The organism is Thermogutta sp. (genome assembly GCF_039793925.1).
Lineage (GTDB): Bacteria > Planctomycetota > Planctomycetia > Pirellulales > Thermoguttaceae > Thermogutta.
Genome location: NZ_JBAMME010000311.1, coordinates 1489 through 2873, shown reverse-complemented (window position 1 = coordinate 2873; position 1385 = coordinate 1489). Strand labels below are relative to the sequence as shown.

The following is a 1385-nucleotide window of genomic DNA, read 5'->3' as shown; positions in this document are numbered from 1 at the left end:
TCGTAGAGCTCCTCCGCGCGTACCCTACCGAATGCCGCCTCGGCAGCGTTCCTCCTCTCCAGCTTCTCCGCGAAGTAGCGTCCAGGGCTCGAGCTCCATCTCGCCAGATAGTCCTCAATGGCATTTATAAATTCGCTTACATCGAATCCCAGCACCCTACCAAAGCGTGGATCCCTTCCCACGATGGACCTAGGGCCAGACGTGTCGGTGCACAGGATCGGCAGGCCCGATGCCAGCCCCTCCAGAAGCGATATGGAGAAGGATTCCATTGTGGAGAAGGAGACCATCATGTTGCCGCTCGATAACAGGTCCGACTTCAACGCGGGATCGTTCACCTGTCCCCTGAACACCACACCCCTCCTCCGCGTCGCCAGCTTGACCATGGATTCCTCCGCCGATCCCGAGCCCATGACCAGGAACTCGATGCGATCGTCGAGCTTCGTCGCCTCCTGCGCCACGCGCTCCAACAGCCTAGTGCCCTTGATCAACCTCTCCAGCCTTCCCATGTAGATTATCCTGAAGCTGGAGTCGTTCCTCGAGACCTTGTACGCGGAGAAGTCCACGGAATTCGGTACGAGGAATATCCTGGATTTGTCCACGCCCAGCTCCTCCAGGAACGAGGCCTGTGATTCATTGAGCACTTGGAAGTAGAACCTCCCGCGCCTGAGCAGCTCCCCGCTCATCCTGAGGTAGAGCCTGATCCACGCTTGGTACGCATCCACCACCAGGTTCTCCACGGACTGCGCGGAGAACTTCTCGAACGTCAGGCCGTGCAGCAGGAATATCGTCGGTTTCCCGAGGTCCGCGAGCTCGCGCAGGAACTCCCTCGCCGGGGGCCTGTCCAGGAATATCATGAGCAGGTCGGCGCGCTCCAAGTGCTCCGCCGGGGGCACCGGCCTCACGAGCGTGTGCGGAAGGACGGATGCACGCCTGAAGGGAATCCTCCTGTAGGAGAAGAGTGCGCCATCCATCGCCGACTTCCTGGTCGTCCTGAGGGTTCCGGCGAATTCCTCCGGCGCCAGGTACTCCACCTCGTAGCGCCTCCCCAGGTGATCCAGCAGCCGCCTGGAGAGAATCTCACCTCCTCCCCAGAACTCGAGCGGGTAGTAGTTGACCACTACTATTCTCTTCCTGCCGGATCCTCGCTGCAACTCGCGCTGCGAACGCGCGCTGGGTTAAAAACGCTCCATCGCTGGAAAGCTTTTCTCACGGTGTGCGCACTCAGGGGCGCGTTGGCCGGATCCTCCCACGCATCCGCTACTAAGAGGATAGCGATAGTGTCTCCCTATCCGCCGCCGGGCGGGCGGAGCCTTCAGGGGAGCGGCGTGGTGCAGTACTCCAAGGGGCTGGCGGAGGCTCTGGCCCGCCACTTCCAGGTGCACGTG

Annotated in this window: 1 protein-coding gene; it reads right to left on the bottom strand. The window is 61.3% G+C overall.

Translation table 11 applies throughout. The features are described 5' to 3' along the window. Positions 1-1118 (bottom strand): glycosyltransferase family 4 protein (locus ABJK56_RS16855; RefSeq protein ID WP_347245846.1); only part of this gene is annotated, 1118 nt, incomplete at its 3' end. Positions 1119-1385 lie beyond the last annotated feature (267 nt).